Below are 25,918 nucleotides of genomic sequence, written 5' to 3' on the forward strand. Positions count from 1 at the left end.
CCGGTCAGCCGGATCAGCCGCGCAGCTCCCAGCCGTTGCCGGCGGGATCGCGGCAGATCACGATCCGCCGGCCGTCGAAGTCACCCGCGGTGAACGGGATGCCGGCCGCGGTCAGGCGGGCCTCGATCGCGGCGCAGTCGGCACCGACCTCGATCGCCGTGTGCGCCTTGGCCGCGGGAACATGGTCGGGGTCGAGGCTCAGGTGGACCTGGGTGCCGTCGTCGGCCTCGAACCACCGCGCACCGCGGCCGAGGGCCACCGACGATGGCTCGAGCCGCCGGTAGCCGAGCACCCCCACCAGGAACTCCGCCTCGGCGTCGGCGGCATCCGGCGGGACCCCGAGGTTGGCATGGTGAAATCTCGGCACACGCCGGAGTGTGGCACAGAAGCCACCTCCGGCGGAACGTCCTCGCCCCCGGTCAACCGGCCTCAGCCTCCAAGCGGGCGGCCGACGAGCCCGGCCCGCTCGGCGACGAACTCCTCGACGCTGCGCGCCGGACGTCCCGCCCGCAGTCGGGAAATGTTTGGATTCTGTCGCCTTCGTACGTGACAGGCGCCGGTGCCCGACGGGTGCCGACGATCATCCCCGGAGGGGCAGATGGCCAGCGAGACGACCTGTCCGGCACCGCCGTTCGACCGGGAGCTCACCCCGCTGCTGGCATCGGGCCAGCTGCCGTCCACCGTGGACGCCGCGCGCATGGTCGCGCTGCGCACGCCGACACCGCTGGCGGTGGTCGACGAGGCGCTGGCCGCGCAGGACCTCGTCCGTGAGGACCGGCTCGTTCCCGGACTGGACGGGGACCCGGACGTCACCGTCGCCGTCATCAGGAAGCGCGCGGGCGCGCCGGGCGGGCCGGGCGTCTACTTCGCCCACGGCGGCGGGATGGTCATGGGTGACCGGTTCAGCGGCATGAACCGGTACCTGGACTGGATCACCCTTTTCGACGCTGTCGTGGTGTCCGTGGACTACCGGCTCGCGCCGGAGCATCCCGACCCGGCGCCGCTGCGCGACTGCTACGCCGGTCTGGTCTGGACGGCGGAGCACGCCGCGGAGCTCGGGTTCGACCCGGGCCGGCTGATCGCTGTGGGCCTGAGCGCCGGCGGCGGGCTCGTCGCGGGGGCGACGCTGATGGCCCGGGACCGCGGCGGGCCCGCGCTCGCCGGGCAGATCCTGCTCTGCCCGATGCTCGACGACCGCGACGCCACGGTCTCCACGCAACAGATCGACGGCATCGGCGTGTGGGACAGGTCCAGCAACATCGCCGGCTGGGGCGCCCGGCTCGGCGACCGGCGCGGCACGGACGACGTCTCGGAGTACTCGGCCCCGGCCCGGGCCACCGACCTCTCCCGGCTGCCGCCGACCTACCTCGACTGCGGATCGGCGGAGGTGTTCCGGGACGAGGTGGTCGCCTATGCCTCGGGAATCTGGGCGGCCGGCGGGTCCGCGGAACTGCACGTGTGGGCCGGCGGCTTCCACGGTTTCGACGGAGTGGCGCCGGACGCCGCGATCTCCGTTGCCGCGCGGAAGACCCGGGACGATTTCATCCGGCGCCTTCTCGGGTCTGCACACAGTGAGGAGCGATGAATAATCGCTCACTCCGAGCCTGCCGACCCGCACCCACCCGCACCCAGGAAGGCCGACCCTCCGCACAGGGAAACATACGAACACGTAACGGCGACTCCCGCCGCGGCACGCACGCACCCCCTAGATCACATTCCGCATCGTGGAATAGTAAGCGCTCACTTGTCCAAGTCGGTTCGGGCGGTTAGCCTTTCCTCGGCGCCAGGAAACCGGCCCGGGGAGAGCGGCGGCGGACCGTCCAGAGCGCCGTACGGCGAGGGCGGCGGCACGTTCGGTCATCGATTCGCGTGATCGCCGCTTCGTGCGTCCCCTCGTATCGGCGGAAGTGAGAGCACTCGACATGGATCGCGAGTCGGAGTCCCCACGTGCGGAATTACTCGCGGCTACCGATGAACAGATCGAAGACGCGGCTGACCACGCCGATCCGATGGCACTGCGGGGATTGCTGTATCAGCTGACCGGCGACGAGAGCGTCGCCGCCACGAAGGTCGGGCCCGTACCGGGCTACGTGGGCGGGAACCTCTCGGTCGGCCTCACCGATCCGGCCGACATCGCCCTGCTGCGAGCGAAGGCCGCGGATTTCCTGAAGGCCTGTCGCGACTCCGGCGCGGGGCAGATCGATCCCGGGCCGCGCGAACGACTGCCGCGCAGCCTCGCGCTCGCCGGCGGCCTGGACGAGCTCCCCGCGGAGGACGTCGATCTCTGGGTGGAGGAGCTCGGCCTCGACCCCTGGGTCCGCGGGCTGACCTGGAAGGAGCCCACCCCGCCGGAGCGGCTCGCGGACTTCTCCGTCATCGTCATCGGTACCGGCATGGGCGGCCTGAACGCGGCCGTCCAGCTCCAGCACGCCGGCATCAGATTCACGGTGATCGAGAAGAACTCCGGCGTCGGTGGGACGTGGCACGAGAACCGCTACCCGGGCGCGCGGGTCGACTCGCCGAGCCGCGCCTACATGCACATGATCGGCGTCGAGTTCGACTGCCCGTCACCGTGGTGCTCACAGTCCGAGAACCAGCGCTACTTCGACTGGGTCGCCGACACCTTCAACCTCCGCGAGCACATCGTGTTCGGCACCGAGGTGACGACGGTGGTCTGGCAGGAGGGCACCTCCACCTGGGAGGTCACGGCGAAGGGGCCGGAGGGCGAGCGGGTCTTCCGGGCGAACGCGGTCATCAGCGCCGTCGGGCTGCTCTCGCGGCCCAGCGTCCCGACCATCGCGGGCGCGCAGGACTTCCAGGGCCCGTCGTTCCACACCGCGCGCTGGCCGGACGGCCTCGAGCTGGGCGACAGGCGGGTCGGTGTGATCGGCACCGGCTGCTCGGGCGTCCAGATGACTCCGGAGCTGGCGAAGCTCGCCTCGCACGTCACGGTGTTCCAGCGGACGCCGCAGTGGCTGTTCGAGCACGCCGGCTACCTGTCACCGTTCCCGGACCAGGTGACCTGGCTGGACCGCAACTTCCCGTACCACCCGCACTTCATGCGGTTCCGGACCAACTGGCTGCTCGGCCCGTACCAGTCGGGGCCGTTGCGTGAGATCGACCCGGAGTTCGACGACCCGTTCGCGCGCAGCGCCGTCAACAAGGAGATCCGCGACGAGCGGGTCGCCTTCATCCGGCAGAAGCTCGCCAGCCGGCCCGACCTGGTCGAGAAGATGATCCCGCCGCATCCGCCGTTCTCGGCGCGGCCGGTGCAGGTCGACGCGAACTACAACATGTACGACGCGATCATGCGCGACAACGTCGCCCTCGTCACCGAGGGGATCGACCGGATCACCCCGACCGGCATCCGCACGGCGGACGGCACCGAGCACGAGCTGGACGTCATCGTCTACGCGACCGGGTTCAAGGCGAACGAGTGCCTGTGGCCGATGGAGGTGCTGGGGCGCAACGGGCGCTCCGTGCACGAGCTGTGGGCGAAGGACGGCCCGCGCGCCTACCTCGGCGCGATGCTGCCGGGGTTCCCGAACCTGTTCCTCATCTACGGGCCGAACATGAACCCGTACGGCGGCCTGGGCGTCGTCAACCACCAGGAGATGGTCACCCGCTGGCTCCTCGAGTGCATCGAGAAGGTCATCCTCGAGGAGAAGGCCTCCATCGACGTCACCGAGGAGGCGTACTGGCGCTACAACGACCAGCTCGACGAGCGCGAGAAGTACAAGATCTACAAGGATGCGCGGGCGAACAGCTACTACCGCAACGAGCACGGCCGCTCGGTCACGAACTGCCCGTTCCCCGGGAACGAGATGTGGCACCGGCTGCGCCACCCGGACTTCGACGACCTGATCCTGCGTTGACCCCGCCGGCCCGCCTGCCCGTGGTCGGGGCCGGCGGGCCCGGTCAGGGCACGGGCGCCCTCGCGTTGGCGGGAGCCCCCGGTCAGGCCGGGTGCGGGGGCCATTCCAGGCCGGACAGCGAAGCCAGCGCGTGCACCAGTGCCTGGGCGCCGTCACGGCCACGGTCCTGCGCCTGCAGGGCCACGTAGAGCTGGTTGGCGAGCGCCAGCCCCGGCAGGGCGAGCCTGGCCCGCCGTGCCTCGGCGAGCGCGATGCCGAGATCCTTGACCATGTGGTCGACGAAGAACCCGGGCGCGAAGTCGCCGCCCACCACCCGCGGCGCGAGGTTCGACAGCGACCAGCTGCCGGCGGCGCCGCTGGCCACCGACTCCAGCACGCCGGCGACGTCCAGTCCGACGCGGCTGGCGTACAGCAGTCCCTCCGACATCGCGACCATGGTGCTGGCGATGAGGATCTGGTTCACCATCTTCGTGTGCTGACCGGCGCCGTGATCACCCTGCCGGACGATCGTGGCGCCCATCGCCTCGAAACCGGGGCGGACCGCCTCGAACACGCCGGGCGGGCCGCCGACCATGATCGAGAGTGTGGCGTTGCGGGCGCCGACGTCGCCGCCCGACACCGGCGCGTCCAGCGCGTGCATCCCGATCTCCCCGGCGGCCCGGCCGATCTCGACCGCGAGCGCGGGCTCGCTCGTCGTCATGTCGACGAGAACCGTCCCGGGCTCAGCACCGGCGAGCGCGCCGGCGGGGCCGAGCAGCACCTCGCGGACGTCCGCGGGCAGGCCCACCATCGAGAACACGACGTCGCTGCCGGCCGCCACCTCGGCGGGCGAGTCGGCCCAGGTCGCCCCCGCGGCGAGCAGGCCGTCCGCGCTGTCCCGGCTGCGGGTCGTGACCGTCACCCGGTAGCCGCGGCGCAGCAGGTGCCCGCACATGGACGCCCCCATCACCCCGGTGCCGATCCACCCGACCCGGGTCGACTCGGGCGACATCGACTCGGGCGACACCGACTCGGGCGACACCGGCGAGGAACCTGCGACGGACAAGACGACCCGCTTCCTGTGCGACCACGCACGACTGCGTCCCACTGCCACCTCGTACGACCCCGTACGACCCAGGAGTTCGTACCACCCGGCCCCGCCGCCGGTGGCGGCCGGCTCAGTTCACTGCGGCGCGGCGCAGCGCGCGGTACAACAGCTGGGGATCGCCCATCCGGCGGCGCAGTGCCCGTTCCAGGCCGGCGATCGGGTAGAGGTTCTGGGGGGCGCGGGCGTCCTTGAACTCGGCGGAGGCGAAACGGCGCAGCGTCACCTGGCTCTGGTCGGCCAGCGCGATCGCCTCGGCGGCGGACATGTCCGCGCCGCACTCGACCCGCACCACCCCGGCCCACGGCGCGCCCGGCCCGCCCGGCAGCCGCAGGTACCAGCTGTGCCGGTCCCAGCTGGAACCCATCAGGAAGACCGGGGTCCGCTGGCCCGGACCGAGGGTGCCGACCATCGCGTGCTGGCGCGGCGGAAGGTAGGCCGACTGGTGGGTCTTGACGAAGCCCAGGGTCCGCGGCAGGTGCTGGCGCCCGCGCAGCGGGCCGTCGACGACCAGCAGGTCGGTGCCGGCGTGGTGGCCGGTGCCGGTCGTGTGGTCGCCGAGCCGGGCGCGGGCCGCGGCGGCCGACTCCACCTCGAGCTCACCGAGGGCCCGCTGCAACGCCAGGCTCAGCCCGACCGGGTCGGTCGCGCGCGTCCGGCGGACGGGATAGTCGCCGGCGGTCGTCCGGACGTCCGCGGCGTGCGCGGCGGCGGTGAACGTCCCCCGGCTCACCATCGCGACGGCCAGGTGGGCCCCGGCCTCACAGCAGCAGACGACGCCACTGGCATAGGAGGCGCACAGGGCCGGCAGCGCCGATGTCGCCTGCTCGCCGGCGGGCACGCTGTCGTGGATCCAGGCGCGTGCCTCGACGCGGCGCACCCCGTCGACGAACAGCACCGCGCCCGGCGGGGCCGTGCCGGGAGCGGGGTCACGCGGCGCCCACGCCGACTCGGGCACCTCGACGTCCAGCACGACCGGGGCGCTGGACTCGACGAGCTCCTCCTCGCCGAGGCTCGTCCCGTAGCCGGGATCCCAGGCGTCGACGCTGAACCGCATCCCGCCCGCCGGCGCCACAGGTGCCGCGGATCCGGGAGGTGCGGGAGGTGCGGGGGATCCGTCGGGTCCGGCCGGCGCGGCCGGCCGCGGGATTGGTGGTGCCTCGGTCACGTGCGCTCCCTGACGACGGTCGACGTCCGCTGGTCCCGGTTCACCGCGAAGCGTACGGGGACCCGCTCGGCCAGCGCCTGGACGTGGGTGACCAGGCCGACCATCCGGCCGCCGCCGCTCGCGAGGCTCTCCAGGGTGCTCGCGACGACGTCCAGGGTGGCCTCGTCGAGGGTGCCGAAGCCCTCGTCGAGGAACAGCGAGTCGAGCGAGGCCGCCCCGCCGGCCGCCATCGCCCGCAGCTGGGAGGACAACGCGAGAGCCAACGCCAGGCTGGCCTGGAACGTCTCACCGCCGGAGAGGGTCCGCACCGGCCGGCGCGAGTCGGCGTCGGCATGGTCGACGACCACGAACTCGCCGTCCTCGTGGGTCAGCTCGAACTGGCCGCCGGACAGCTCCGACAGCGTCACCGACGCCTCCTCGACGAGGATGTCGAGGGCGGCGGCCACCATCCAGCGCGGGAACCGGTCGGAGCGCAGCAGCTGGCCGAGCTGGCGGGCGACCTGGTCCGCCTCGCGCGCCGTCGCGACCTCGGCGGTGAGCCGGGCGGCCTCGGCACGGCGCTCGACGACCCGGGCAAGCTCCGCGCGGGCCCGTGCCAGCCCTTCCGCCACGGCGGCGGACGCACCGGCCGAGGCCGGCCCCCCGGCGGGGTCAGGCTCGGGGCCGTCGGGGCGAAGGTCGTGGGCGGCGAGCAGCTCGCCCAGCGCGGTGTCGGCGTCGTCACGGCGCCGGCGGGTGGCCTCGGCCTCGGCGGTGGCCGCGGTGAGCAGGTGGTCGCGGGCCGTCGCCTGCGCGCGGGACCAGTCGGTCAGCTCCGTCCAACCAGCCAAAACGTCCTCGCCGTCGACCGCGGGGGCGCCGAGCGGGACGAGGCCGTCGCGGGCCGCGGCCAGCGCGGCGCCGGCCGCGCCGAGCGCGTCCCGGGCCTGCTCGAACGCCCGCTCGGCGGCGTCGACTTCCGCCCGGGCGCCGCGTAGCCGCTGGTCGGCCTGGCCGGCCGCGGCGGTGAGCCGGTCGAGCTCGGCGAGCGCGGCCGCGACCTCGACGGCGCTCGGCGCGCCGGCGAGCGCGGCACGCAGCGCCTCGGTCTGGTCGTCGAGGGTCGCGACGCGGGTGGCGGCCCGCTGCTGGGCCCGGGCCGCGGCGATCCGCTCCTCGTCCGCCCGGGCCTGCCCGGCGGTGGCGAGCGCCAGTGCCTGCCGCGCGGCGGCGAGGGACGCCGCGGCGGCGGCCGACCGCTCGGCGGCGGCGTCACGCTGACCGGCCCGGTCACGGGCGAGGCCGGCGGCCCAGGTGACGAGCGCGGCCCAGTCGGCCTCCAGGTCGGTGCCCGCCGGGCCGGGAGCGCCGAGGGAGACCAGCGGGTCCCGGGCGGTGTCGAGCGCCCGCCGTGCCCCGGCCGCCTCGTCCCGGCAACGGGTGACGACCGTCTCGGCGGCCGCCGCGGCGTCGCGGGCCTGGCGCAGGGCCAGGTCGGCGCCGGTGACGGCGCCGTCGAGCCGCTCGACGTCCGCGAGGAGGTCGGCGGCGCGGCGGGCGTCCGGCGCGTCGGCGAGCGCGCGGCGCAGCTCCTCGACCCGTTTGGTCAGCTCCGCGAGCCGGGCCTCGGATTCCAGTGCCGCCCGGGTGGCGGCGGTCGCCTCGGCGGTACGGGCGGCGACCTCACCCTCGGCGGCGGTGACCGCCTCGTCGGCCGCACCGATGCCGAGGGCCGGCAGCGGCGGCGGCAGGGTCGCGACGGGCCGCGCGCAGACCGGGCAGTCCTCCCCCACGGCCAGGTGCGGCCGCAACGCGGCGGCCAGATCGGCGCGGGCGGCGGTGTCCCGGGCGGCGGCCGCGCGGTGCCGGGCGTGGCGGGCCGTGTCCAGGGCGGTCTCGGCCCGGCCGAGCGCGTCCCGGGCTGCGGCGTGCGCGGCTGCCGCGCCAGCCTGGCCGGTCAGCAGCTCGGCGAGCAGCTCGTGATCGCGCAGGGCCCGTTCCAGCGGGCCGCGCGGCGGTGCGGCGGCCCGCTCCTCGCGGACGGCGGTGTCGGCCCGCTCGGCCGCCTCCCGGCGCTCGACGGCCTCGGCCCGCGCCGCCTCTGCGCCGCGCAGCCGATCGGTCAGCGCCGCCAGCCCGACCGGCGGGCGCACACCGGCGAGCAGCCCCAGCTCGGCTTCGAGCCGGCTCATCTCGGCGGCGGCGGCCTCGGCGGTCTGCTCGGCCGCGCGTTCGGTGGTGGTCGCCGACGCCAGCCCGCCGCGCGCCTGCGCGAGCGCGGCGTCCGCGGCGGCGAGGGCCGCCCCGGCCGCGGTCTGCTCGGTGACGGCTTCCGGTCGGGCCGCGAGCAGGCCGGCGAGTGCCTCGTGGTCGTGGGCGTACCGGTCGAGCGGGCCGCGGGACGGCGCCGCGGCGAGCCGTTCCCGGGCGGTGCTGTCCGCCCGCTCGGCCTCCTCGCGGTGCCGGCGGGCGTCCGCGGCGGCGGCCCGGGCGGCGTGCAGCCGGCCGGTGAGATCCGCCAGCCCGTCCGGCGGTCGGACGGCGGCGAGCCGGTCACGCTCAGCGGCCAGCCGGGTGACCTGGGCGGCGGCGTCGGCGGCGGCGGTGTCCAGCCAGGCCAGCTCCGCCAGCGCGGCGGCCACCTCGGCGGCGAGCCGGGTGAGCGCGTCGACCTGGTCGGCCGCGGTGGCCTCGGCGGCGGCGGTCGCGTCCGAGTACCCGGCGAGCTGCTCGGCGAGGACGTCCGCGCGCTGGCGCTGGTCGCTCGCGCGGGCGTTCGCCGCCGCGCGGATCGTGTCGTAGACGCCCAGCCCGAGCAGCCGGGTGAGGATCGCCTGCCGCTCGCTCGGCTTCGCCCGCAGGAACTCCGCGAACTCGCCCTGCGGGAGCACCACGCAGGTGCAGAAGTGCTCGAAGGTGAGCCCGAGCAGCTCCTCGACCGCCGCCGTGACGGCGGGCGCGCCCGCGGCGAGGACCTCCGTCGGCTCCCCCGGCCCGCCCGCGCCGGACGGGTCGGCCAGCCGCTCGAACCGGGCGTTGCGCACGGTCACCCCGCCGCGGGCGGAGCGGCGCAGCTCCCGCGCCACCACGTAGCGGGCGCCGGCCGCGTCGAAGACGAGCCGCACCGTGCCGCGGGCCGCGGTCGGCGCGAGCGCCAGGTGCACCGTCGCGCGGTTGTTCCAGCGCGGCACCGAACCGAACAGCGCGAACGTCAGCGCGTCGATCAGCGTCGACTTGCCGGCGCCGGTCGGGCCCACCAGCGCGAAGTAGTCGGCGTCGGTGAGGTCCAGCACCGCCGGTTCCCGGAACGACCCGAAACCGGCGAGGTCCAGCTGTACCGGGCGCATTCAGTCCCCTCCCAGATCCCTCGGCCGGCGCCGGCTCGGACGTCCCATCAGTCGCTTGGTCACTCGGTCACTCGGCCACTTATTCGCCGCTGGAGACGTCGTCGTGCAGCCGGGCGAACAGCGCCTCGACCCGGGGGTCGTCGAACTGTTCGGCGGCGCAGTACTCCCGGAACAGGTCCGCGGGGCTGCGCCGGGCCAGCGCCGCGGCGCTGGGGCGCGACCCACCGAGGGCCACCCGGAACTCCGGGTCGATGCCGACCTCGAGCGCGTTCGGCAGCAGCTCCTGGACCTCGTCGCGCAGCCCCGCGCGGGCCGGTTCGCGCACGACCACCCGCAGCAGGTCCTCGGCGAGCTCCGGGGCCTGCGCGGCGAGCTCCGCGACGGTGCCCCGGACCGTCCGCAACCGCCGGCCGGCCGTCAGCGCGATGTCGGTGACCCGGGCGGGGACGCCGGGGCTCGCCTCGACGAGGCACACCACGTTCGTGTTCTCCTGCTCCCCGAAGTCGACGGCGAGCGGCGCGCCGGAGTACACCACCGGGCACGGCGCGGCGAGGGTCTGCCGCCGGTGCAGGTGCCCCAGCGCCACGTAGTGGGCGTCCGCGGGGAACGCCGCCGCGGACACGTGATACTCGAAGATCGACTGGGCCATCCGCTCCCCACCGCCGAACAGGCCGTTGGTCACCGTCAGGTGGGCCAGGACGAGGTTCACCGCGTTGTCGTCGAAGCCGGAGTGCAACTGCTCCACCAGGGCGCGCACCACCTGGTCGTAGCGGGCCGCGGTCTGGTCGGGCGTCTGGGTGACCAGGTCGGCGGCGCGCACGGCGTACCGCTGGGAGACGAACGGCAGCGCCGCCACGGTCACCGGTTCACCGGTGCCGGGGGCGCGGAAGGTCACCACCCCGCCGTCGGCGGCGGTGCGCGGCGTTCCGACCAGGGTGATCCCGGCGGCGGACATCAGCGGCCGGTAGGCGTCGAAGGTCGGCTGGTGGTCGTGGTTGCCGGCGATCACGACCACCTCGGCCCCCGTGCCGCGCAACGCGACGAGCGCCTGCACGGCGAGCTGCTGGGCCGCCGCCGGCGGGGCCGCGCTGTCGTAGACGTCCCCGGCGACGAGCACCGCGTCGACCTCGTGCTCCCGGGCGATCCCGATGATCTCCCCGAGCACCGCGCGCTGCTCGTCGAGCCGGTTACGCCCCTTGAGCGTCTTGCCGAGGTGCCAGTCCGAGGTGTGCAGGAACTTCATGGCGGTCCCTAACGGCCAGAGGTCAGAACGGCGGAACCTCGTCGGAGGGGTTGGGTAGGAGATCGAACGGATTGCGGGGAATCGTGCCGGGCGCCGGTTTCCCGGGCTGGCCGGGAACCGAGCCGGACGGCGGGCCGGTGGTTTCGGGGGGAGGACCCGCGGTCTCGGAGTGCCGGGTCGCCCAGGCGGGGAACGGGAACTCCACCGCGAGCGGCACCGGGATCTCCGGCTGCGAGACGAACATCGTGCCCGGCTTGGCCAGTGTGGCCCGGGCGCGCTGCCCGGGCGGCAGAAACCCGTACTCCGGCCGGCCCGCCTCGGCCGAGTCGAGGCGGCCGACCACCTTGATCGAGCTGTTCGCGATGATCCGCCGCTCGACCTCGCTCGCCGTCTGCTGCGCGCCGATCAGGATGATCCCCAGCGAGCGGCCGCGCTCGGCGATGTCGAGCAGCACCTCCTTGATGGGGCTCGCGCCCTCCCGCGGGGCGTACTTGTTCAGCTCGTCGATCATCGTGAACAGCAGCCCGCCGGCGCCGGCCTCCTCCTTGCGCCGCGTCTCCGCGGCCAGCACCACCCCGACGACGAACCGCTGCGCCCGCTCCGGCAGGTTGTGCAGGTCGACCACGGTCACCTGCTGGTCGGCCGTGGACACCCGCCGGCGCGGGCTGTCCGCCAGATCCGCCCGGATCAGTGACCGCAGTGAACGCAACGACGAGCGGAGCCGGCGGACGAAGGCGTTGACCGTCCCGGCGCCCGTCACCGGCCCGGCCCAGTCCCGGCGTGTCTCCTCGTCGGTCAGCCGGTCGACGATCAGGTCGACCAGCTCGGAGTAGGTCCGCACCAGCTGGCCGTCGATGCTGACGGCCCCGTCGGCGCCGGCGGGAACCGCGTCCGTGCGCAGCCGCAGGGCCACCTGGTGGACGACGATCGTGTACTGGTTGCGGTCGTCCTCGGCGTCGGCGAACACGTACGGCAGCAGCTCGCCCGCGCAGAACTCCTGGATCGTCCACCAGAACGCGGCTACCCCGGTCGGCCGGGAGGCGACGTGCGGACGTCCCGAGGTGTCGTCGGGCAGCGGCGGGGCGAAGAAGCCGACCGAGCGGAACGGCTCGGCGGGCAGCCCGAGCAGGCTGTAGGCGGCGCGCATACCCTCGTCGAGCCGGGAGTTGGCGTGGTCGAGGAACAGCAGGTCCTCGCCCTTCACCGAGAACACCAGCGCCTTGGTGTTCACCGCTTCGCGCCTGAGCACCCCGCAGCGGAAGATCGAGTGCAGCAGGAACAGCGCGAAGCTGGTCTTGGTGGCCACTCCCGAGATGCCGCTGATCGAGACGTGAGCGCCCCGGGTCCCGTCGAGGAACTCCAGGTTGACGTAGATCGGGTTGCCGTCCCGCCCGATGCCGACCGGGATCCGCTTGTCCATCATGTCGAAGTACAGCGCCGTCGCCCGCTCGTCGCCGGTCGCCCGCCGCACCTGCTCGCCGGGCAGCGGCGGGACGTAGACCTCCGGCTCCACCCGGGTCGTGGTGATCTCGGCGATCTCCTGCACCTGGGCGGGCAGGACGCCGTCGGCGATCAGGAAGACGTCCGAGCCGAACGACGCGCCCTCGTGCCGGGCCCGCACCTGGGTGACGATGCCGGCGGTCATCACCGGCCCGACGCCGGGCACCGCGCGGACGGTGACGACGACATCGTCGAGCTGCAGATAGCTGCCCTCGAGCAGGGCGACGTGGAACAGCAGCGGGGTGTTCTCCTCGGTGCCGAGCACCCGACCGACCGGCGCCACGGCCGCCGCCTCCCGCGCCGGGCCGGCGGTACGCCTGCCGTTGGACCCGCCGACCTCAACCGTCATGCACGAACCCCCAACCGACTGCCCCTACCAACCTGCTCCTGCCGGCCTGCCACGACCGGCCTGCGACTGCCGGCCTGCCAATGCCAATGCCAATGCCAATGCCATGGCCATGGCCATGCAGCGCCCGACACCCGACACCCTCCGCCGCAGGCGATCGCCCGGCGCATCCGGCGACCGGCCGCCACCAGGCTAGCCGTGAGGTCCGACACCCAGCCGGTGCCACCTCGACCAGCGACCTCCAACGCGTTCGCCGCCCGGCCGGGAGATAGCCGAGCCATAGTCGTCGGATGGCCCGTCTCATGCTCGTGCTGGGTGCCGTGCTCGTCTCCTGCATGGCGACGACGTCCTGCGGGCCGGCCTCGGACGGGTCGGGGCCGGGGCCGGTACCGCCCTGCAGCCTGCTGACAGTGCCGGAGATTCGAGCCGCGATCGACGCGGCCTGGAGCCCGGGCAGGCAGCAGGTCTCTGAAGGGGACACGGATGCGATCGGATGCGCCTTCAGTTCACCGAAAGGGTTCGTCATCCTCTGGAGTTCCGCGCAGGACGCCGAGGCAGGCTATCGGTCATCGCGCGCGGCTCCGGCCCAACAGCCGCAGGAGGATCTGAGCGGTGTCGGCTACGAGGGTTACGCATACACCAGCCCCGGCAACGTCCAGGAAGTCCACCTGCTGAAGGGTGACGCGTACGTCTCGGTCGCCGTCGGGGCAGGAGCCCCGCCGGGCACCGCCCGCCATTTCGGTGATCTTGTCGTTGCCAGACTCCCCTGACCGCCCGGTGCCTGCCGAGACGACCTGCACCTCCGATCAAGATCGCCAACGGACGGGGTGTCGTCAACGCGGTTGATTATCTTGAGGATAATTCGAGACTAAGAAGATCAAACCCCCGGCACGTCACGGTGATCCGGACACGGCAGGGGCAACCAGGGCGCCTACCGGCGCGAAGGCGCGCGACGGGTGATCCGCTGCCGTAGGCGCGCGCCGAGCGGGAAACCGGCCGACCCGCCCAGGAAGATCACCGCGTGGACCAGAGCCTCAACCCACGAGACCCCGAACGCGATCCGGCCCACGCCGATCAGAAGCATCACGATCATGACCGCGAGCGCGGCGAGAGACAGGAACCACCGACGTCGTCCGCGTCGACGTCGGTCTGGCTCCTGAGACGTCGGGGTGGTGCCGTGGCTGCCCGCGGGTTGGACCCGGGCGGCTCAACTGGTGTGGGTCGGGACGTGGCGGTCCAAGGCGTCGGCGAGGTCGGTGAGCTTCCGTTCGTAGGAGTCGTGGATCCGCGGGGTGACGTAGCCGAAGTACAGGTTGCTGCGCAGGATGGCGGTGAGCTGGTCGCCGTGGGCGGTGAGGGTGACCTCGGTCGGCCTAGGCGCCCGGGCGCCTGGTGATGGTGCGGGGCCAGCGCCGCCCGCCCTGACAGCGGACGGTGTTCGGGGTCGGGGGGATCGTTCCCGTGCGGAAGCGGGCGGATCCCCTGCGGCGCTAGGGTGATCGCACTATGACGAGAGCGATCAGAGGCGATCAGAACGAGGCGTCCGAACCTCGGCACAGCATGATCACCGAGTGGCTCGAAGCCGACGCCGAGCCTCGGCCGTGGCGGAAGCCGAGGCGACGGAAGGTCCTGTTCGCGCTGACCACGGTCCTGCTGATCTCGCTGACCGCGCTGCTCTGGCCCGGCGGCGAAGCGGATGCCCCCCTGCCCAGTGCGACCCCCGAAGAGTGGTCCCACGCCGCCCCGCTCGAAAAGACCCTCTACGGCCATACCGGCTGGGTGCGGTCGGTGGTGTTCTCCCCGGACGGACGCACGCTGGCCAGCGGCTCCGACGATGCCACGGTGCGGTTCTGGGACATGTCCGACCGCGCCGACCCCACCCCCCTCGGCAAGCCCCTCACCGACCACACCGACCCGATAGCGGCGGTCGCGTACTCCCCCGACGGACGCACCCTCGCGACCAGCTCCACCGACCGCACGGTGCGCTTCTGGGACGTCACCGACCGCACCGATCCCACCCCCCTCGGCGAGCCCCTGACCCGCCACTCCACGGACCCCACGAGCTATGTGGCCGCGATGGCGTACTCGCCTGATGGCCGCACCCTCGCCACCGGCGGCCTCGACAACACGCTGCGGCTGTGGGATGTCACCGACCGCACCAACCCCACCCTCCTCAACCAAACCCTCACCGGCCACACCAGAACAGTGGCGTTCCTGGCGTACTCCCCGGACGGGCGCACCCTCGCCACCGGCTCCTACGACCGCACGGTGCGGTTCTGGGACGTCACCAACCGCACCCGACCCACTCCCCTGGGCGAACCGATCGTCCTAGGCGACAGCCCGTCCGTCTGGTGGGTGCTAGATCTGGACTACTCCCCTGATGGGCACACCCTCGCCACCATCTCCGGCGACCGACTGGTGCGCTTCTGGGACGTCACCGACCGCACCAGACCCACCCTCCTCGGCCAAACCCTCACCGACCACACCGACCGGCTGGAGTCCGTGGCGTTCTCCCCGGACGGGCGCACCCTCGCCGTCAGCTCCGATGACCGCACGGTGCGGCTGTTGGCGCCGTGAGCAGTCCCCTCGCCCTTGGCCGGCAGCACGGTCCAAGGGTGTTCTGACGCGCCGTTAAGGCTTGTTTAGGACGGCGGCGCTTCGATGGTCGGAGTCGGCTGGAGCCGGGTCCTTCGGGAGGGCGTCTGATGAGTTGGCGGGACCGGTTGTTGCTGCGCCGGTATGGCCAGGGCCGTTCGAAGAGCCGGGCCACACTGCTCGATCGGGAGGCCAGCCCCACGGACCTCGCCGACCTGCGGGCCTTCGTCGCGGAGCGGATCGGTGTGGAGTTCTACGTCGAGCCGGAGACGACCGCGACCGACACGACGGTTGTCGCGGTGGACCGGGACGGCGACTGGATCCGCCGGCGAGTCGGGACCCCGACCGTCGCCGCCAAGCTGGCGAGGTCGGTGGGCGTGCCCGTGTACGACGCCGCGGTGCTCGGGTATCCGCGACGGATGCGGGAACGGAACCGAAACCACCGGAGGTGACCCCGTGGCCGGTCGGTCCCCGGCCCCCGGCTGTGCCGGGTGCGTCGGATGGTGGTGGTGAGTGCCACCTATGCCAGGCTGGCCCGTCTCCCGGGCGGAGGAATCGGCCGGTTGGTGCGGTAATGAGTCGAACGGCTGGTGGGGGGCCTGCGGATCACCCACCGTGACCAGCCGTGTCGGATCGCACCGCGCGGAAGGTGTCCTCAATAGTGATCTTTATTGTGCTGGCGTTTCCCTTCGCACTCATGTTGATGATGTTGGCGATGCACGCGATCGAGCTTCACCTCGACGCGCCGTCGACGCCGGCGCTCAGCCCGGCACGCCGCCGGTCGGCGGTCGCCGCGGCGAGGCCGGCACCACTGCGGCTTCCCGCCCTGTCCCCCGCGCGCCCGTCGCTCCCCGCGCCGATCGCCACGACGATCCCCGGTCTGCACGCACTGCCCCCGTTGCCGGTGCTGCCCGCGCTGCCAGCCCCGCGCTCGGCGACCTCGGTGACCGCGCCGATCGTGCCGGCGACCACCGTGGCCGCGACGATCGTGCCACCAACCGCAGCAGCAGCGGCGACAGCGGCGAACACCGCGACCGTCCCGATGGTCATCACGACCGTGGCGGCCGCGGCACCCGTCACGGTGTAGGACGGCGGCCAGCGGGTCGCAGCCGCCGCCGATGCCGGCGGACCCGCCCCTCCCCCGTCACACCAGGCTCCCCATGGTTCGCTCCGCGTCCCGGACACGGACCTCCCCGGACATCAGCTTCGGCGACAGCGCGTCCCGCAGCCGAGCCAGCGCCGCCGACTCCGCGTGCGCCGCCTCGCCGCGCGCGTCCAGCGCCGCCAGCTCGGCGCCGATCCCGGCACACCGCTCGGCCGCCGGCACCGCGATCACCAGGTCGTTCAGCTTGGCCCTGCTCAGCTCGGTCTGGCCGGTGCTGCCCTCGCCCATCAAGGCGATCCTCGGCTGCGCGGCCAGCATGGAGAATGCCCCGCACACCGGATCCAACCGGTCCGGTACGAACCGGACGACGGTGACATGCGAGTCGACGGTCGCCCACGTCGCATGCACCCACCTCGCCACCCGGCCCAGGGTGCCGATGCCCGTCGAGTTGACCAGGACGTCGTCCGCCCGCAGCCGTTTCGCGGCGGGGACCGCGGCCGGTTCCGTCCCGCGGGCCGGTGCGAGGTCGACCCGGCCGGCGCGTACACACTTCTGGTTGAGTACGACGAGCGCGGAGTCGTCCGCCGTGTACCGGGGCGTGATCCCCCGGGTCAGCGTCTCGACCAGGTCACCGAGCCTGAGCTCCCGGCGGCCCGGCCCGCGCGTCGCCGCCGCGTACCGTGCCTCGGCGAGCTCCCGGGCAGTCGAGGCAAGCCGATGGTTCAGCGCGATCTTGTCGTCGAGGGCGCCCAGCACCGCCGCGATCGCCCGCTGTTCGGGATACTCCGGCGCACGCAGCTCGACGGCGGCGATGTGGTTGCGGTTGAGCGAGGGCTGCGCGCTCCCCGAGTTGAACCGGGTGAAGTCGATCGTCCGCAGCAGGAAGTAGAGAAAACGCGGATCGTTGCCCTGGAAGTCCTCGACGAACAGCACGGTGTTCAACGGCCAGTAGTCAGACGGCACGTACGTCACCGTGCCGATTGACGAACCGCTGCGCCCGAGAGTGATCCCCGGCCCGGCGATCGGCCCCCGGTCATGCCACCCGCTGACCCCGGCGGAGCCGACCACCGGAAAACGACCAGCCCGGCGTTCCGGCGCCGGCAGGTCGAATCCCCGCCGCAGCCGAACCAGGTCAGCGAGCGAGATGCGCCGCCATTCAGGCATCGAGACGCTCCAGTTGGCTGCGAACTTCCTTTTCCAGGCGAGCGGACTCTTCGAAGTGGATGAAGAGTTCCTTGGCGAGACGCTCGATCTTCTCGGCCACCGGCTCGTCGTTGGAAATGTCGGCTTCGGCGGCGCCTACGTAGCGGCCCGGGGTCAGGACGTGGTCGTGGGTGCGGATCTCCTCGGTGGAGGCCGAATAGCAGAAGCCGGGAATGTTCTCGTAGGCCAGGCCCTTGTCGCGGGCCGACTTCGCGCCACGCCAGGCGCGGTAAGTGTCGGTGATCTTCTCGAGGTCACCGTCGGTGAGGATGCGCTCGGTGCGGTCGATCATCGTGCCCATGTTGCGGGCGTCGATGAACAGCGTCTCGCCGCGCCGTCCGGCGAGCCCGCGGGCGCCCGGCTGGCCCTTGTCCTTCGCGAAGAACCACAGGCAGGCCGGGATCTGGGTGGTGCGGAACAGCTGCGGCGGCAGCGCGATCATGCAGGCCACCAGGTCGGCCTCGACCAGCGCGGCACGGATCTCACCCTCGCCGGACTGTTTCGACGACATCGAGCCGTTCGCCATCACCACGCCGGCGGTCCCGCGGGAGCCCAGCTTGGCGATGATGTGCTGCAGCCAGGCGAAGTTCGCGTTGCCGGTCGGTGGGGTCCCGTACCGCCAGCGCTGGTCGTCGACGGTGCGCGCCCAGTCGGACATGTTGAAGGGCGGGTTCGCCAGGATGAAGTCGGCCCGCAGGTCCGGATGCCGGTCGTTGCGGAAGGTGTCGTCCCACCGGGCGCTCAGATCGCCGGTGATCCCGTGGATGGCGAGGTTCATCTTCGCCAGCCGCCAGGTCCGTTCGTTCGACTCCTGGCCGTAGACGGCGATGTCGCCGGAGTGGGTGAGCCCTCGGTGCGCGACGACGAACTTCTCCGCCTGGACGAACATGCCGCCCGAACCGCAGCAGGGATCGTAGACCCGGCCCTCGTAGGGCTCCAGCATCTCGACGAGCAGCCGGACCACGCTGGCCGGGGTGTAGAACTCACCACCGCGCCTGCCCTCGGTGCGAGCGAAGCGTTCCAGGAAGTACTCGTACACCTCCCCCAGCACGTCCCGCGCCGGCCGGGTCGCCGCTTCCGTCGGAACTCCGGCGGCGGATTCGCCGAAAAGCGCACCGTCCTCGCCAGTAGGCGTGGACGCGGGCCGCTCGGTCGCCCGGTGGCCGGTGAAGCGGGCGTCACCGAGCAGGTCGACGAGCTCGCCGAGCCGGTGCTGGTCGACGCCCTCGCCGTTGAAGATCCGCGGGAGGACGCCGGTGAGCGCCGGGTTCGTCCTCATCACGGCGTCCATCGCCGCGTTCAGCAGTTCCCCGATGCCGGCGCTTCTCGCGTTCGCCGCGATGTGCTCCCATCGGGCCTGCCCCGGCACCCAGAACACGCCCTGCCCGACGTACTCGTCGACGTCGTCGAGGAACTCCTCGGCCCGGGACTCGTCGATCCCGTCGGCGAGCACGTCCTGCCGGATCTGCTCGCGCCGCTCGGCGAACGCGTCCGAGACGTACTTGAGGAAGATCAGGCCGAGGACGAAGTCCTTGTACTGGGCGGCGTCCATCGAGCCGCGCAGCTTGTCGGCCGTCTTCCACAGCGTCTCGCGCAACTGGGCCATGGTGGGCGGTCCGGCCTGAGCGGACTTCCTCCGCGGGGGCATGGATCTCCTTGCGATCGTGGAACCGGCTGGTCAGGGGGTCGGGTTCGGGGCGTCGATCAGGGTAAGCGTGCCGTCGGTCAGCCCATAGACGGCGGTGCGGCATGGTTCGCCGTCTCGGCATGAACCGCGGCGGTCACCGTCCGGGCGGCCGCGGCGACGTCCGGGTCGAGGCCTTCGCCGGCGGAGAAGTCGCGGCCGGAGATCGCGTAGATCACGACGTGCTTCGGTAGTCGGCCGAGGCCCCGTCCGATCTCGACGGTGTCGGCGAGGCCGAGCGCGTGGGTCGACGCGGCGCCCACGTCCCGTGGCAGCGCGTGGTCGTCGGCCTCGACGCGGTGCACGGTTCCGGGCGGGGCCGCCGATTCGGCGGCGTCGATGATCCAGACCGCGTCGGCCCCCTCCCACGCGAGGAGCAGGCTCGTCGGTTCGCCCTCGGACTCGAGCACGTCCACGCCCGGCGGGGGCCGGCGGCGGAGCAGGCGGGCGACCTCCAGGCCGACGGCGTCGTCGTGCCGGTAGGGATTGCCGATCCCGATGACCGTCAGTCGCATTCGATGTGGAGGGTCAGGAAGTGGGTCGCGCAGGAGATGCAGGGATCGTAGTTGCGGACGACCCGCTCGCAGCGCCGGACGAGCTCGGCTTCGGACAGGTCCAGGCCGCGTTCGACGACTCCGCGCAGGTCGTCCTCGATCGAGCGCTGGTTCTGGGAGGTCGGCGGAACGATCTTGGCGTCGAGAACGGTGCCGTCCTGATCGGTCGTGTAGCGGTGGTAGAGCAGGCCGCGGGGCGCCTCGGTGGCGCCGTATCCCGTTCCCGCCCGGGGCCGGGACTCCAGCGCGGGGAGGTCGGGCTCGGTGTAGTCACCGATGATCCGCAGTGCCTCGTCGGCCGCGTGGAGCATCTCGACGCAGCGGACGACGATGGCGCGGTACGGGTTGCGCTCGGGTGGGCGCAGGCCGATGTCGGCGGCTGTCTCGCGCGCGGCGGGTGCCAGCCACCGTGCGTTCAGCGCGAAGCGGGCCAGTGGCCCGACGAGGTAGGAGCCGCCCGTGGCGAGGGTGGAGTGCAGCGCGTTCGACCAGGGGACCTGCTCTTCGACGAAGTGCCGGTCGTAGTCGGCGGCGGCGATGTCGAGCCCGTCGGTCGAGACGATCCGACCACGTTCGACGGGATACTCACCGGGTTGGTGAAGGGCGACGAAGGTCTGGGGAATCTCGTCGTCGGGGAAGTCCAGGCCGGCGGCGAACCGGGCGGCGTCCCGGGCGATGTCCCGGGCCCGTTCGAGCTGGGGGACGAGGCCGGTCAGCTCGCGGCGGCGGGGTGCCCGGTACCAGCCGCCGACCCGCGCGTTGACGGGGTGGATCGACCGGCCGCCGATGACCGTCATGAGGCTGTTGCCGGCCTTCTTCAACGCGAGCGCGTTCTCCACCAGGGCGGGATCGTCCTGTGCGAGGTGGATCGCGCTGTCGTAGCCGAGGAAGTCCGGCAGGTGCAGGAGGAAGACGTGCAGGGCGTGGCTCTCGATCCACTCGCCGCAGTAGATGAGCCGTCGCAGGGCCGCGGCCGGGCCGTCGACGTCGAGGCCGCAGATCTGTTCGATGGCCGCGAGCGCGCTCATCTGGTAGGCGACGGGGCAGATGCCGCAGATGCGGGCGGTGATGTCGGGTGGTTCGGTGTAGGCGCGGCCGCGCAGCAGCGCCTCGAAGAACCGCGGCGGCTCGAAGATCTTGAGACGGACCTCGGCGGCACGCCCGTCAACGATCCTGATCAGCAGCCTTCCCTCGCCCTCCACCCGAGCCAGCGGCGGGGGCGTGATGGTCCTAGTCATCATGATCGGACCTCCCGCCGTCCTCGTTGCCGCCGTCCTCGCTGCCGCCGGACGCGGCGCGGAACGCGGGCGCGGCGGCGTTGAACGTCTGGAACACCCGGCCGACGTTGTCGTCGTCCATGCCGAGGACCTTCAGCTGCCGGGTCAGCGCGGGGGCGTTCGGGCTCTCCATGGGGCCGAAGCAGCCGTAGCAGCCACGGTGGTAGGTGGGGCAGATCGCGCCGCAGCCGGCATGCGTGACCGGGCCGAGGCAGGGGGTGCCGTGCGCGACCATGACGCAGACCGTCCCGCGCCGCTTGCACTCGGTGCAGACGGAGGACGAGGAGATGCCCGGACGCCGGCCGGCGAGGAACGCGCTGATCACCTCGAGGAGCTGGCGGCCGTCGATCGGGCAGCCCTGCAGCTCGAAGTCCACCCGGACGTGCGCGGAGATCGGGGTGGACGTCGACAGCGTGGAGACGTACTCGGGAGTGGCGTAGACGGCGGCGAGGAAGCCGCGGACGTCCGCGAAGTTGCGCAGTGCCTGGATGCCCCCGGCGGTGGCGCACGCCCCGATCGTGACCAGGCGTCGGGACGCGGCCCGGATCTGCTGGATGCGCTCCGCGTCCTGCCCGGTGGTCACCGAGCCCTCGACGAGCGACAGGTCGTAGGGCCCGGCCACCGTGGCGCTGGACGCCTCGAGGAAGTAGGAGATCTCGACCTGGCCGGCGAGCGGGAGCAGCTCGTCCTCGCGGTTGAGCAGGGTGAGCTGGCAGCCGTCGCAGGAGGCGAACTTCCAGACGGCGAGCCGGGGCCTGGCCGCCGGGGTCGCGGTCGCGGTCGGTGCCGGGGACGAGGCCGGGGACGGTGTCGGCATCAGAGCTCCCGCACAGCCAGCAGCGGGCCGAGGCGGTCGTAGTCGCGGACCGGCCCGTCGAGGCAGAGGATCAGCGGGCCGAGCTGGCAGCGACCGCAGTGCCCGACGCCGCAGTGCATGTTGCGTTCCACGGACAGGTGGACGCGGTCGGCCGGCACTCCGACGTCGACCAGGGCCCGCGCGGTCAGCCGCATCATGATCTCGGGGCCGCAGGTGAACGCGACGGCCCGGGCCGGGTCGAATCGCACGTCACCGAGCAGGGCGGTGACGAGCCCGACCCGGCCGCGCCATCCGGGCTCACCGCCGTCGACGGTGACCAGGGCCTGCAGGTCGGCCCGGTCCTGCCAACCGGCCAGCTCGCGCCGGTAGAGGAGGTCGACGGGTGTGCGGCTGCCGGCCAGCACGACCACCTCGCCGTAGGCGTCCCGCCGGTCCAGGATCCGCCGGACCACCGGGCGCAGCGGTGCGAGTCCGAGTCCGCCCGCGACCACGACCACGTCCGAGCCGGCGGCCGCGCTCATCGGCCAGCCTCGCCCGAACGGACCACGCACCCCGAGGACGTCACCCGTCCGGGCGGCGCAGATCGCCGCCGTCACCGCCCCGACGGCCCGGACGGTGTGCACCAGCGGCCCGCCGGCGCCAGCCGGCTCGGGACAGGCCGCCACGGACAAGGGCACCTCACCGACGCCGAAGGCGTAGACCATCGTGAACTGGCCGGGCTCGGCGCCGATCGGGGCCCCGGAGAGCGGTTCGAGCTCCAGCGTCCAGGTGTCACGTGTCTCCTGGCGGCGGCGCGTGACCCGGAACGGCCGCGGGGTCATCTCCCCGGCCGCGCCGTCAGCCCTGGTCCGGGTTTCCGTAGACATCAAGCAGTCGCAGACGGGTCGCCTGCAGGCGCTCGACGAGCACCTGGGCGAGGTGGAGCAGCGCGTCGTAGCCCAGCGCCGGGTCCCGCGCGAAGGTTCGGCGCAGGCAGGAGCCGTCGATGGCGCTCGCCCGGACGGGTGACAGGGCGCGGGCGTCGAAATGCAGCCGGTACGGCGGGAACAGCCACGACCAGCCGACCACGCTGCCGGCCGTGACCGTCTCGATGGGGACCAGCCCACGGGACGGGACGAACATCTCGATCGCCACCGTGCCCCGCCGGATGACGTAGAGAGTGTCCGCTGGGTCGCCCTCCCGCAGGATCACCGCACCGGCGTCGAACGTCGCGTCGCGGGCGCATCGGGCGAGCAGCGCGAGGTGGTCCGGGCGCATGCCGGCGAACACGCCCGCCTCGCCCAGGGGCGTCTCAATGGATGTCATCGCCGGCCTGCCCCTCCGGACCGGCCTCCCCCGCCGGACCACGGATCAGCGTCTCCGGGTCGCCGGCCGCCGAGTTCGCGCGGATGGCGGTCAGTTCCTCGGTCACGTCGATGCCGACCGGGCACCAGGTGACGCACCGGCCGCAGCCGACGCACCCGGATGTGCCGAACTGGTCATGCCAGGTGCCGAACTTGTGTGTCAGCCACTGGCGGTAGCGGGAGCGTCCGGAGGCGCGGACGTCGCCGCCGTGGGTGTGGGAGTGGTCCAGTGAGAAGCAGGACTCCCAGCTGCGCCAGCGCTCCGCCGTGCCGCCGGTGAGGTCGCTGACGTCCTCTACGGAGGTGCAGTAGCAGGTCGGGCACACCATGGTGCAGTTGCCGCAGCTCAGGCACCGCTGCGCCACCTCGTCCCAGCGCGGGTGTTCGAGGTTGTCCGCGAGCAGGTCGCGCAGGTCGGCCGCGTCGACGGTGCGCCCCATCCGGTCGGCGGCGCCGTCCACCGCCGACCGGGCCGCGTCCCGGTCGGACGCCTCGGCCGCCCGTCCGCCCAGCTCTTCCAGCACCTCGACGCCCCGCGGGGTGCCCGCCTCGAGGAGGATCCGGTGCTCACCGTCCAGGATCTCGCTGAGGACCAGGTCGTAGCCCTCCCGCACCGCGGGGCCGGTGTTCATCGACACGCAGAAGCAGGTGCCGCCCGGCTCGTGGCAGTTCACCGCGACGACGAACACCTCGCCGCGACGGGCGGCGTAGTCACGGTCGGTGTGACGTCCACCGAGCAGCACCCGGTCCTGGATCGCGATCGCGTGCAGCTCACACGAACGCACGCCGAGGAACGCCACCGCGCCGCGCGGCACCGGCTCCTCCTCCACCTCGAACCCGCCGTCGCCGTCCCGTCGGGTCGTGAGCAGGCGCAGCCGGGGCGGCAGCAGGTGCTGCTTCCACGAGTGCGGCCCGACCGCGTAGCCGAACAGCGCCGCGTCACGACGGCGCTCAAGCCGGTAGCGGCCGGCGTCCTGGACGTCGGTCCAGCCCACCGGCAGCTCCCCGGCACCGCGGATCTCGTCGTAGACGATGGCGCCGTCGCGCACGGTGGGGCCGACGACCTGGTAACCACGCGCCCGCAGCACGTCGATCAGGGTCCCGACCGTCGCCGGCCCGACGACGGCGTCGGTCACACCTGCGTGCGTCACCCTGCCCCCTCATCCACCCTGACAGCGACAACCTTCTGTAGCGGGTTCCATACCCTTCGCTTTCACCAGGGAACATCGACGTCAGGCGGAGATCTCCGACGCGACGACCCGAGCCGAGAAGGCCGTGCCGACGACGGCGAGCGGTGCGTGATCAGAAACGTTCGGACGGCCGGAAGCCGGGCAGGAAGAAAGCGTGAGGAACCGGCTACCAGACGCTTACGGGGGCGGGCACCGCTCCGCGGGCGGAAGGGCGGTGTGACGTGCTTTTCCGTGATCGTATGGACGCGGGCCGGCAGCTCGGCCGGAGGCTGACGCATCTCCGTGGGCTGGACGTCGTGGTTGTCGGGCTCCCCCGCGGCGGGATTCCGGTCGCCTACCAGGTCGCGCGGGCGCTGGGCGCCCCGCTGGACGTCATCCTGGTCCGCAAGCTCGGCGTCCCCTTCCAGCCGGAGCTCGCGATGGGCGCGATCGCCGAAGGGGACGTGCGGGTCATCAACCCCGAGACGCGGCTGATGGCCGACATCGGCCCGGACGAGCTGGCCGCGGTCGAAGCCCGCGAGCGACTGGAGCTGGACCGCCGGGTCCGCCGGTTCCGGGGCGCCCGGCCACGGGTTCCACTGGCCGGCCACACTGTGGTCGTGGTGGACGACGGGATCGCCACCGGGGCGACGGCGTCCGCCGCCTGCCAGGCGGCCCGCGCCGCCGGCGCCACCCGGATCGTGTTGGCGGCTCCCGTCGCACCACCGGACCGGATCGGATGGCTGCGCCGGGACGCCGACGAGGTCGTATGCCTGCACACTCCGGACCGGTTCTTCGCCATCGGCACGTTCTACACCGACTTCACCCAGACGTCCGACGACGAGGTGACGGACCTGCTGCGCAGGGCGGCGGTCCTGGCACCGCAGGCGCCTACGGCCGCACCGGCCGGGACGCACGAGACGCACGAGACGCACGGAGCGGCCACGCCGGGCGCGACGCCCAACCCGCCGGGGCGCGAGGTCGAGGTCGACATCCCTGCCGTCCCGGTCCGGCTGACCGGGCAGCTCACGGTTCCGGAGGGGGCCGGCGGTCTGGTCGTGTTCGCCCACGGCAGCGGCAGCAGCCGACACAGTCCCCGTAACCGGTACGTGGCCGACGTCCTGGGCGCCGCCGGACTCGCCACCCTGCTGTTCGACCTGCTCACCCCCGCCGAGGAGATCGACCGGGCCAACGTGTTCGACATCGGGCTGCTCGCCCACCGCCTGGTGGACGTCACCGGCTGGCTGCGCGGCCAGCCGGGCGTGTCGCACCTCCCGGTCGGCTACTTCGGGGCCAGCACCGGAGCCGCCGCCGCGCTGTGGGCCGCGGCCGAACCCGGCTCCCGCATCGCCGCCGTCGTCTCCCGCGGCGGCCGGCCGGACCTGGCCGCCTCGAAACTGGCCGCGGTGGCGGCCCCGACCCTGCTCGTCGTGGGCGAGCACGATGACCTCGTCATCGACCTCAACCGGCAGGCCCAGGCCCGGCTGCGGTGCGAGAACCGGCTCACGGTGGTCCCGCGGGCCACCCACCTGTTCGCCGAGCCCGGCGCGCTGGAGACGGTGGCCGCGCTCGCCCGTGACTGGTTCGTCCACCACCTGACCCTGGTCACGCACCGCGGCTGACCCCGTC

General features: G+C 73.0%; 22 protein-coding genes. 7 read left to right on the top strand and 15 right to left on the bottom strand.

Annotated features, from left to right (window positions below; all coding sequences use genetic code 11):
* Positions 1-13 precede the first annotated feature (13 nt).
* A complete protein-coding gene (locus AC559T_RS08320; protein ID WP_112105432.1) occupies positions 14-367 on the bottom strand; it encodes a VOC family protein in 354 nt (117 codons plus the stop codon).
* 231 nt (positions 368-598) lie between these two features.
* On the opposite strand from AC559T_RS08320, the gene AC559T_RS08325 reads away from it, so the two are divergent.
* Together AC559T_RS08325 and AC559T_RS08330 are read left to right on the top strand one after the other, a co-directional pair.
* Positions 599-1,585 (top strand): alpha/beta hydrolase, encoded by a 987-nt coding sequence (locus AC559T_RS08325; protein ID WP_498868326.1) that lies wholly within the window; start codon positions 599-601, stop codon positions 1,583-1,585.
* Positions 1,586-2,009: 424 nt separating this feature from the next.
* A complete protein-coding gene (locus tag AC559T_RS08330; RefSeq protein WP_498868327.1) occupies positions 2,010-3,875 on the top strand; it encodes a flavin-containing monooxygenase in 1,866 nt (621 codons plus the stop codon).
* An 82-nt stretch (positions 3,876-3,957) separates the two neighbouring features.
* Here the strand turns inward: AC559T_RS08330 and AC559T_RS08335 are convergent, their stop codons facing one another.
* The 5 genes from AC559T_RS08335 to AC559T_RS08355 form a co-directional block, all read right to left on the bottom strand.
* Positions 3,958-4,896, bottom strand: a complete 939-nt coding sequence (locus tag AC559T_RS08335; RefSeq protein WP_498868328.1) for an NAD(P)-dependent oxidoreductase — start codon at positions 4,894-4,896, stop codon at positions 3,958-3,960.
* 136 nt (positions 4,897-5,032) lie between these two features.
* On the bottom strand, positions 5,033-6,016 hold the full coding sequence (locus AC559T_RS08340) for a hypothetical protein (protein ID WP_498868329.1): 984 nt from the start codon (positions 6,014-6,016) through the stop codon (positions 5,033-5,035).
* Between the two features lie 107 nt (positions 6,017-6,123).
* On the bottom strand, positions 6,124-9,453 hold the full coding sequence (locus AC559T_RS08345) for an AAA family ATPase (RefSeq protein ID WP_498868330.1): 3,330 nt from the start codon (positions 9,451-9,453) through the stop codon (positions 6,124-6,126).
* Between the two features lie 79 nt (positions 9,454-9,532).
* Positions 9,533-10,696: an exonuclease SbcCD subunit D gene (locus tag AC559T_RS08350; protein ID WP_498868331.1), complete on the bottom strand. Its 1,164-nt coding sequence runs from the start codon at positions 10,694-10,696 to the stop codon at positions 9,533-9,535.
* A gap of 22 nt (positions 10,697-10,718) precedes the next feature.
* Positions 10,719-12,545: an ATP-binding protein gene (locus AC559T_RS08355; RefSeq protein ID WP_498868332.1), complete on the bottom strand. Its 1,827-nt coding sequence runs from the start codon at positions 12,543-12,545 to the stop codon at positions 10,719-10,721.
* Between the two features lie 287 nt (positions 12,546-12,832).
* Here AC559T_RS08355 and AC559T_RS08360 point away from each other — a divergent pair, with 287 nt between their 5' ends.
* A complete protein-coding gene (locus AC559T_RS08360) occupies positions 12,833-13,312 on the top strand; it encodes a hypothetical protein (RefSeq protein WP_498868333.1) in 480 nt (159 codons plus the stop codon).
* A 161-nt stretch (positions 13,313-13,473) separates the two neighbouring features.
* On the opposite strand, the gene AC559T_RS08365 is transcribed toward AC559T_RS08360, so the two are convergent.
* On the bottom strand, positions 13,474-13,635 hold the full coding sequence (locus AC559T_RS08365; RefSeq protein ID WP_165938787.1) for a hypothetical protein: 162 nt from the start codon (positions 13,633-13,635) through the stop codon (positions 13,474-13,476).
* A 413-nt stretch (positions 13,636-14,048) separates the two neighbouring features.
* On the opposite strand from AC559T_RS08365, the gene AC559T_RS08370 reads away from it, so the two are divergent.
* From AC559T_RS08370 to AC559T_RS08380, 3 genes are all read left to right on the top strand, one after another.
* The gene (locus AC559T_RS08370; protein WP_498868334.1) at positions 14,049-15,119 is read left to right on the top strand and encodes a WD40 repeat domain-containing protein; all 1,071 of its coding nucleotides are present in this window, start codon (positions 14,049-14,051) and stop codon (positions 15,117-15,119) included.
* 128 nt (positions 15,120-15,247) lie between these two features.
* On the top strand, positions 15,248-15,589 hold the full coding sequence (locus AC559T_RS08375) for a hypothetical protein (RefSeq protein ID WP_200835212.1): 342 nt from the start codon (positions 15,248-15,250) through the stop codon (positions 15,587-15,589).
* Positions 15,590-15,852: 263 nt separating this feature from the next.
* Positions 15,853-16,224 carry a hypothetical protein gene (locus AC559T_RS08380; RefSeq protein ID WP_498868335.1) on the top strand — a complete coding sequence of 124 codons (372 nt, stop codon included), beginning with the start codon at positions 15,853-15,855 and terminating at the stop codon, positions 16,222-16,224.
* Positions 16,225-16,281: 57 nt separating this feature from the next.
* Here the strand turns inward: AC559T_RS08380 and AC559T_RS08385 are convergent, their stop codons facing one another.
* The 8 genes from AC559T_RS08385 to AC559T_RS08420 all read right to left on the bottom strand — a co-directional run bounded on the left by AC559T_RS08385 (position 16,282) and on the right by AC559T_RS08420 (position 24,271).
* Positions 16,282-17,406, bottom strand: coding sequence for a restriction endonuclease subunit S (locus tag AC559T_RS08385; RefSeq protein WP_498868336.1), 1,125 nt, complete (start codon positions 17,404-17,406; stop codon positions 16,282-16,284).
* Positions 17,399-19,093 (bottom strand): class I SAM-dependent DNA methyltransferase, encoded by a 1,695-nt coding sequence (locus tag AC559T_RS08390; RefSeq protein ID WP_498868337.1) that lies wholly within the window; start codon positions 19,091-19,093, stop codon positions 17,399-17,401. Before AC559T_RS08390 ends, AC559T_RS08385 begins: the two co-directional genes overlap by 8 nt.
* Before the next feature lie 77 nt (positions 19,094-19,170).
* Positions 19,171-19,644 (bottom strand): hydrogenase maturation protease, encoded by a 474-nt coding sequence (locus AC559T_RS08395; protein WP_498868338.1) that lies wholly within the window; start codon positions 19,642-19,644, stop codon positions 19,171-19,173.
* Positions 19,635-20,924 (bottom strand): Ni/Fe hydrogenase subunit alpha, encoded by a 1,290-nt coding sequence (locus AC559T_RS08400; protein ID WP_498868339.1) that lies wholly within the window; start codon positions 20,922-20,924, stop codon positions 19,635-19,637. Before AC559T_RS08400 ends, AC559T_RS08395 begins: the two co-directional genes overlap by 10 nt.
* On the bottom strand, positions 20,914-21,777 hold the full coding sequence (locus AC559T_RS08405; RefSeq protein ID WP_498868340.1) for an NADH-quinone oxidoreductase subunit B family protein: 864 nt from the start codon (positions 21,775-21,777) through the stop codon (positions 20,914-20,916). The genes AC559T_RS08400 and AC559T_RS08405 overlap by 11 nt, the downstream gene beginning before the upstream one ends.
* A complete protein-coding gene (locus AC559T_RS08410; RefSeq protein WP_498868341.1) occupies positions 21,777-22,643 on the bottom strand; it encodes an FAD/NAD(P)-binding protein in 867 nt (288 codons plus the stop codon). Before AC559T_RS08410 ends, AC559T_RS08405 begins: the two co-directional genes overlap by 1 nt.
* The gene (locus tag AC559T_RS08415; protein WP_498868342.1) at positions 22,615-23,082 is read right to left on the bottom strand and encodes a cyclic nucleotide-binding domain-containing protein; all 468 of its coding nucleotides are present in this window, start codon (positions 23,080-23,082) and stop codon (positions 22,615-22,617) included. The genes AC559T_RS08410 and AC559T_RS08415 overlap by 29 nt, the downstream gene beginning before the upstream one ends.
* A complete protein-coding gene (locus AC559T_RS08420) occupies positions 23,069-24,271 on the bottom strand; it encodes a 4Fe-4S dicluster domain-containing protein (protein ID WP_498868343.1) in 1,203 nt (400 codons plus the stop codon). The genes AC559T_RS08415 and AC559T_RS08420 overlap by 14 nt, the downstream gene beginning before the upstream one ends.
* A gap of 278 nt (positions 24,272-24,549) precedes the next feature.
* On the opposite strand from AC559T_RS08420, the gene AC559T_RS08425 reads away from it, so the two are divergent.
* Positions 24,550-25,911, top strand: a complete 1,362-nt coding sequence (locus AC559T_RS08425) for a phosphoribosyltransferase family protein (protein WP_498868344.1) — start codon at positions 24,550-24,552, stop codon at positions 25,909-25,911.
* The last annotated feature ends 7 nt before the right edge of the window (positions 25,912-25,918 follow it).

Origin of the sequence: Frankia sp. Hr75.2 (genome assembly GCF_949319125.1) — a bacterium.
Classification (GTDB): Bacteria; Actinomycetota; Actinomycetes; order Frankiales; family Frankiaceae; genus Parafrankia; species Parafrankia soli.

Coding starts and splice junctions, on each gene's coding strand:
- AC559T_RS08325 (WP_498868326.1), top strand. CDS start 599: ATGGCCAGCGAGACGACCTGTCCGGCACCGCCGTTCGACCGGGAGCTC.
- AC559T_RS08330 (WP_498868327.1), top strand. CDS start 2,010: ATGGCACTGCGGGGATTGCTGTATCAGCTGACCGGCGACGAGAGCGTC.
- AC559T_RS08340 (WP_498868329.1), bottom strand. CDS start 6,016: ATGCGGTTCAGCGTCGACGCCTGGGATCCCGGCTACGGGACGAGCCTC.
- AC559T_RS08345 (WP_498868330.1), bottom strand. CDS start 9,453: ATGCGCCCGGTACAGCTGGACCTCGCCGGTTTCGGGTCGTTCCGGGAA.
- AC559T_RS08350 (WP_498868331.1), bottom strand. CDS start 10,696: ATGAAGTTCCTGCACACCTCGGACTGGCACCTCGGCAAGACGCTCAAG.
- AC559T_RS08355 (WP_498868332.1), bottom strand. CDS start 12,545: ATGACGGTTGAGGTCGGCGGGTCCAACGGCAGGCGTACCGCCGGCCCG.
- AC559T_RS08360 (WP_498868333.1), top strand. CDS start 12,833: ATGGCCCGTCTCATGCTCGTGCTGGGTGCCGTGCTCGTCTCCTGCATG.
- AC559T_RS08365 (WP_165938787.1), bottom strand. CDS start 13,635: ATGATCGTGATGCTTCTGATCGGCGTGGGCCGGATCGCGTTCGGGGTC.
- AC559T_RS08370 (WP_498868334.1), top strand. CDS start 14,049: ATGACGAGAGCGATCAGAGGCGATCAGAACGAGGCGTCCGAACCTCGG.
- AC559T_RS08375 (WP_200835212.1), top strand. CDS start 15,248: ATGAGTTGGCGGGACCGGTTGTTGCTGCGCCGGTATGGCCAGGGCCGT.
- AC559T_RS08380 (WP_498868335.1), top strand. CDS start 15,853: ATGCACGCGATCGAGCTTCACCTCGACGCGCCGTCGACGCCGGCGCTC.
- AC559T_RS08385 (WP_498868336.1), bottom strand. CDS start 17,406: ATGCCTGAATGGCGGCGCATCTCGCTCGCTGACCTGGTTCGGCTGCGG.
- AC559T_RS08390 (WP_498868337.1), bottom strand. CDS start 19,093: ATGCCCCCGCGGAGGAAGTCCGCTCAGGCCGGACCGCCCACCATGGCC.
- AC559T_RS08395 (WP_498868338.1), bottom strand. CDS start 19,644: ATGCGACTGACGGTCATCGGGATCGGCAATCCCTACCGGCACGACGAC.
- AC559T_RS08400 (WP_498868339.1), bottom strand. CDS start 20,924: ATGATGACTAGGACCATCACGCCCCCGCCGCTGGCTCGGGTGGAGGGC.
- AC559T_RS08405 (WP_498868340.1), bottom strand. CDS start 21,777: ATGCCGACACCGTCCCCGGCCTCGTCCCCGGCACCGACCGCGACCGCG.
- AC559T_RS08410 (WP_498868341.1), bottom strand. CDS start 22,643: ATGTCTACGGAAACCCGGACCAGGGCTGACGGCGCGGCCGGGGAGATG.
- AC559T_RS08415 (WP_498868342.1), bottom strand. CDS start 23,082: ATGACATCCATTGAGACGCCCCTGGGCGAGGCGGGCGTGTTCGCCGGC.
- AC559T_RS08425 (WP_498868344.1), top strand. CDS start 24,550: ATGGACGCGGGCCGGCAGCTCGGCCGGAGGCTGACGCATCTCCGTGGG.